At 42.9% G+C, this 5,867-nt stretch carries 8 protein-coding genes; all 8 read right to left on the minus strand.

Annotated features, from left to right (window positions below):
• Positions 1 to 126: 126 nt before the first annotated feature.
• Positions 127 to 573, minus strand: coding sequence for a GNAT family N-acetyltransferase (locus PLH26_RS17100; protein ID WP_324587248.1), 447 nt, complete (start codon positions 571 to 573; stop codon positions 127 to 129).
• Between the two features lie 240 nt (positions 574 to 813).
• Entirely contained in the window at positions 814 to 2,076 is a 1,263-nt protein-coding gene (locus PLH26_RS17105) for a replication-associated recombination protein A (RefSeq protein WP_324587249.1), read from the minus strand.
• Between the two features lie 178 nt (positions 2,077 to 2,254).
• On the minus strand, positions 2,255 to 2,839 hold the full coding sequence (locus PLH26_RS17110) for a hypothetical protein (protein ID WP_324587250.1): 585 nt from the start codon (positions 2,837 to 2,839) through the stop codon (positions 2,255 to 2,257).
• A 70-nt stretch (positions 2,840 to 2,909) separates the two neighbouring features.
• The gene (locus tag PLH26_RS17115; protein WP_324587251.1) at positions 2,910 to 3,089 is read right to left on the minus strand and encodes a hypothetical protein; all 180 of its coding nucleotides are present in this window, start codon (positions 3,087 to 3,089) and stop codon (positions 2,910 to 2,912) included.
• Between the two features lie 19 nt (positions 3,090 to 3,108).
• Positions 3,109 to 3,780: a hypothetical protein gene (locus PLH26_RS17120; RefSeq protein WP_324587252.1), complete on the minus strand. Its 672-nt coding sequence runs from the start codon at positions 3,778 to 3,780 to the stop codon at positions 3,109 to 3,111.
• Positions 3,781 to 3,794: 14 nt separating this feature from the next.
• Positions 3,795 to 4,166: a GntR family transcriptional regulator gene (locus PLH26_RS17125; RefSeq protein WP_324587253.1), complete on the minus strand. Its 372-nt coding sequence runs from the start codon at positions 4,164 to 4,166 to the stop codon at positions 3,795 to 3,797.
• Between the two features lie 27 nt (positions 4,167 to 4,193).
• Complete coding sequence (locus tag PLH26_RS17130) at positions 4,194 to 4,967, minus strand: hypothetical protein (protein ID WP_324554752.1); 774 nt, start codon at positions 4,965 to 4,967, stop codon at positions 4,194 to 4,196.
• 13 nt (positions 4,968 to 4,980) lie between these two features.
• Positions 4,981 to 5,811, minus strand: coding sequence for an ABC transporter ATP-binding protein (locus tag PLH26_RS17135; protein ID WP_324587254.1), 831 nt, complete (start codon positions 5,809 to 5,811; stop codon positions 4,981 to 4,983).
• Between the last annotated feature and the right edge of the window lie 56 nt (positions 5,812 to 5,867).

Here is a 5,867-nt window from a genome sequence, read left to right on the forward strand (position 1 = left end):
TTTATGCTTTCAAAAAGTATTGGACTGACCTAAATAACGGCGTAAATTGTAAAATAGTATAGAAGGAAAAGTTGCGGGGCTTCAGGTAGCAAATAAGGCAAAGCAGGGGATATAAACGCGATCGCTTTAAGGCAGGATCATTTTAATATGTTCAATATTGTCTTCCAGGTAGATGTCGCTGTCCTGTACAAATCCCATGCGTTCATAAAATTTTTTGAGGTACAGCTGGGCGCCGATTTTGATAGGAACCCGCCCAAATAATTGATATACAGCAAGAACAGAGCGTTCCATCAAGGCCTTGCCTACGCCGGTTCCACGTACCTGCGCGGCACTAACCACTCGTCCGATGGCAGCTTCTCTGTACATCGCTCCGGGAGCGAATATGCGGGCGCAGGCTACCAGCTTTTGTTCTTTCCATGCACATAAGTGCCACGCTTTCTGATCATTATCATCGGCATCCGGGAAAGCGCATTGCTGCTCCACTACAAATACCTGCATACGCAACTGAAGGATTTTGTACAACTCATGAACAGTGAGCTCGTCGAATGTTTTGATTTTCCATTGCAGCACCATAGGAATTTGATGTATGATAACGAAATACAAGAACCAAGAACCAAAAAGCAAGAACCAAGAACCAAGAACCAAAAAGCAAGAACCGAATAAATTTCAGATCCGAAGCTAAAAATCCGAAACCCGAAGGGGTACACGATGAACTAAAAAATCAGAGATCAACAAATCAGAGATCAACAAATCAGAGATCAGGAATACCCTTTGCTCACGGCTCAAAGCTCATACCTGACTGCTGATACCTATTCAATATCCATATTTCTCTTTCCAAAGTTCTTTCAACCATTTTCTTAGTTCTTCCTCCCTGGCGTTTTTTCCCGGATTATAGAAAGTAGTGCCTTTGAGCTCAGCAGGCAAATATTCCTGACCGGAAAAATTTTTCTGGTAATCATGCGCATACTGGTAGCCCTTTCCATAATCCAGGTTTTTCATCAGTTGGGTGGGCGCATTGCGTAAATGCAGCGGCACGGGTAAATCGCCAAATTGCTTAACCGCAGCCAGTGCTGCACCTATGGCGAGGTATGCCGCATTGCTTTTGGGCGACGAAGCAAGATAAGTGGCGCATTGCGATAATATGATCCTGGCTTCAGGATAACCTATCTTATTAACCGCCTCAAATGTGGCGTTGGCCAGCAGGAGGGCGTTGGGATTGGCATTGCCAATGTCTTCGCTGGCCAGGATCACCAGTCTTCTGGCTATAAATTTTACGTCCTCCCCGCCTTCGATCATTCTTGCCAGCCAGTAAACGGCTGCGTTGGGATCACTGCCGCGGATCGATTTAATGAAAGCAGAAATAATATCATAGTGCTGCTCCCCGCTTTTGTCGTACAGCGCAATGCGCTTCTGGGCAATATCCATTACCAGGTCGTCTGTTACGGATATGGGCCCATTTCCGGCAACTCCGTCTGTAACCAGTTCCAGCAGGTTCAGCAATTTCCGGGCATCGCCCCCCGAAATATTCAAAAGCGCAGCAGTTTCTTTGAATGTAATTTTTCGTTTATTGAGCAAGGCATCTTTTTCAACAGCCAGCATAAGTAATTTTTTTAGAGCAGCTTCATCAAGCGGCTTTAATACATACACCAAGCAGCGGCTCAGCAATGCAGCATTTACCTCAAAGGATGGGTTTTCGGTAGTGGCGCCAATAAGGGTAATGGTGCCCTTTTCTACTGCACCAAGTAAAGCGTCCTGCTGTCCTTTGTTGAAACGATGAATTTCATCAATGAACAAGATGCTTTCGGGCTGAAGCTTTGCTTTTTCAATTACCTCTCTTACTTCTTTTACGCCGGAGCTTATGGCGCTCAATGTATAAAATGGAACATTAAGCGTATGTGCAATGATGTTAGCAATGGTTGTTTTGCCAACACCAGGCGGGCCCCATAAGATCATGGAAGGGATTTTACCCTGCTGTATGGCTTTACGCAATATGCTTTCCCGGCCGGTAAGATGTTCCTGTCCTACAAGCTCGTCTAATGACTGTGGTCGTAACCGTTCTGCCAGTGGGGCTGCCATAGCGCAAAAATAAGCGATAAGTTCAATTGACCGCTTAAGTGAAGATATGCGGGAGAAAACCGGGCGCCGGGCGATACGCCTGGTAGAAAAATAAAAACGCGAAGTAATGAAACTTCACATAATGGTACAGGTCGTAGAAGTGCGGATAAGAAGAATTCCGTCCTGTCCGTGGGCTAATTTAACTGAAAAGCTGTTTGACGTAATAAACAATTGCAATAGGAATACCGCCAACTAATTCTATAACAAATCCTAAAGGAATTATCAGCAGGTATGTCCATAACGGGAATCTATATTTAATTGATGATCCCTTTAAAAGGGTTTGTAACGCAACCAATACCTTGTCTTTGGCATGCCAAATAATCAAAGAAGTCAAAACCAGGTAATACGGAATCCTTATTGTAAACCCCGTGTATAGTCCCATAAAAGTCATGTCCCACATTAAAATATTCAACCAAATGGGAATTGAAATAAAAGCACCGATAATAGCTGTACGTTTATAAACCAGTAGTCCGGCCGTTACTATTTGGGAAATGCCAATAAAAGATTTGAATGGTTCATGGTCTGCCAGATACCAGGAAATTCTAAATAGATCAATTTCTTTTAGTGGAAGATCCATGGTTGCTTCAGACACCCCGAATTGTCCATCTATAAGTTTAGCCCAACCGTATCTAAATAAAGTCCATGCCAGCCATACTCTTGCAACTAAAATAAAGTAGTCCCAAAGTTTTGCTTTATTAAATTTCTTCTTATCAATTTCTGTCATTGTAGAGGTTGTTCAATTTGTTGCCTCCAATATTTATTTTAATATTGTAGCGCTGCCGGTACAGGAGTGCTTATTCCAAACCCATAAAAAAAACAGCGGGAAAGGTATGGGCAGCAGGTGGTATGATCAGTCTTTCATTTGCAGCCTGGTCTTTTCCGGGTTTTGTTCCTCCATGTAAGGTATGGTGCAGCACGATGCACAATACGATCAGTGAAATAAGCATTAATATGGAATGAAAATTCTTTTTCATGATTTGATATATTAATATTTTAAGGATTGTTCTTTTCCGCGATCATGCGCATGGTTTTGCCATTCACGTTCAGTGTGGCGCTGTCTTCCAGCACCGGGTTACCTATTTGCTGTATGCCGCCCTCCTTATTGTTGAAGCTGCTCCCGTTGGCCAGTTGGAGATTAAGCCATTTTACATTAGCGGCATTACCCAGCGTGATGGCGCCATTTCGTTTAATGTTCACGGTTAAGCTGTCGGCCAACCCGTTGAATGTTATATTTCCTTCGGCACCGATATCCATTGTAACGCCGGCCAGGACAAACGGATCAATTTCAGCAGTCGCAGAATCAATGGAAAGCGCTGAAAAACCGGGACAGTATACCGTAACCGGCAAATAACCATGCCTGTTTTTTGAACGCAGCGTTAAAACCCCGGATTGCGACTGAAATTCAATTTGGTCTTTATTCCGGTTGTCTACACGTACCGCAAAGCTGTCGGAATGTTTTATGGAGATACGCCCGCGTCCGAACCCGCCGAGGTTTATCCCTTGAAAACCGTGTACTATGGTGAGTGTGCTTCTTTCATTTTCTACCTGTTGCTCTGTAACGTAATCGCCACTTTTATACTTCGCGTATAAGGAAGCGTATATAAAGAGGATCATTATAAAAGGCAGAGCAAATAAGGTTAATAATATTTTATTGCTTGTTTTCATACCGAGGTATTATGTTATGAAAAGTTTTGTTTAATGAATTTTTCAAACCGTGGCTTCAGCTCTTCGGTATCCATGCCCAGCAGGTACATATTCCTGAATACGCCCGGAAGATCTTTTTGAAGGAATTCTTCCTTTCGGTAGGCGAGGGCCTGTTCCCGGGCGGCGGCAGTTACAAAATAACCTATCCCGCGCTGGTTATAAATAATTTCCTGCTGCTGTAAAAAATCAAAAGTGTGCATAACGGTATTGGGATTCACTTCGAGTTGCACTGCCAGCTCTCTCACCGATGGAATGCGTTGTTCCGCTTTCCACTCCCCGAGCAGGATCTTCTCGCACACGTAGTCTGCTATTTGCAGGTATATTGACTGACTATCTTTGAATTGCATGGTTACAAATTTTTAATAGGTACTCGATCATATTTCCTTTTCCTTCAGCCTGAAATAAGTGGCTACCCAAAAAACAGGCGCCCATATAAATTTTGCGAGTGCTATAACCGCATCTTCAATCCAGGGTGCTAACCGGTACAGCTTCATTTCATTATCGCCATATATTACAAAGCTGGTTAAACCCCGCATACCACTATTGTGAGGCAATAAATTTTTCGCGAAAAATATGCCTGCCAGCATAAAAAGGAATATGATAAACAGTGCGGCCAGTATGGTTTTTATAAAGGCATATCTTTCAAAATATACAGAGCCAAGAATGAACAGGGATTGGAGCGCCAGAAAAATATAGCAAAATATGATGACATGATCTTTCAGGTTGCGTACAGGTTCTATTATGTTATGAGGGTTTAAGCGGATAGCAAAAAAAGTGATTTGCTGGATAATAAAAAAGCTCACCGCAAAAACGACAGGAAAAGCAATAAGCGAATAACAAATACCGCACAACAGTTTTTCGGTATGCGTTGCCGGAATGCTGAGCCAGTAAGTGCCTTTGGCTTTATCGCTCAATGCCCCAAATGTGGTGCTGGCGAATATTAAGCCCGCGCCAAAAAAAAGAACGAGGAAAATAACATAGGTATCTTCTTCATCGTAACGGCTTTCATTTGCAATGGCCCAAAAAATAAATATGATGGATAGCAAACCTATAAGCGCCAGCACAGATAAGCTGTAAAGCTTCGCATTGTCGAACCATTGTTTTTTAATGAGCAGCCCCAGCCTTGAAAAACTAAATGAATTATTCATGGTAATATCTTTATCAGTTAAAAGCAGAATGAATTTTGTCGCGGTTTACAATAATGGCTTTGTACAGCATTTCAAGATCCAGGCGGCTTTCTTCATGCGCGGTATTGCGCGTGATGATGGCATTGCCTTTTAATGAGGGTTCGCTGTATAGTGATTGCTGAATTTCTTCGGGGTCGAAGGAAATCTTAAAATTCAGTTGGTGGGTGATCTGCTCAATGGTTTGGTCGAACAGGATCTTTCCTTCGTCAATAATGGTAATGCGATCAATAAGATTTTCGAGATCTTTTACCTGATGCGTGCTGATAATGATTGATTTATTTTCATCCAGGGCACTTGCAATTACCTTGCGGAACTGGCTCTTGCTCATGATGTCCAAACCATTGGTAGGCTCGTCCATGAGCAATAAAGCAGTATTACAGGCCAATCCGAAGCTGATGAGCGTTTTTTTCTTTTGCCCGTAGCTCATGCTTTGGATCGTATTGTCAACCGGTATTTCAAACTCGGTGAGGTACCGGTTGAATTGATCGTAATTGAACCCGGGATAAAAGGGCGCATTGTATTTTGCCAGTCTCGCCGGCGTGATATCAGGGAGAAAAAATTCTTCCGCTACCATAAATACTTCCTGTAAAAAAGAAGGCTTTCTTTTACCCGGAACTTCGCTGGCTGCGGCTATGCTTCCCGAATCAGGGAACAGCATTCCTGCAATATTGCGTAAAAGTGTGGATTTACCGGTGCCATTTTTACCCAGCAAGCCATAAATATAACCCGGTTGTAACTGAAGGCTCAATCCGGTGAACACCTTTTTTTTGCGATAGGCGAAGTGAAGATCTTGAACAGAAACCATATTTAGTACACCTTAGAAACCCACCGTCTTTGACGGTGGTAATGTTCGTTAGGCTA

The sequence above is a fragment of the Agriterribacter sp. genome (assembly GCF_035444585.1).
In the GTDB taxonomy this organism is placed as follows: domain Bacteria; phylum Bacteroidota; class Bacteroidia; order Chitinophagales; family Chitinophagaceae; genus Agriterribacter.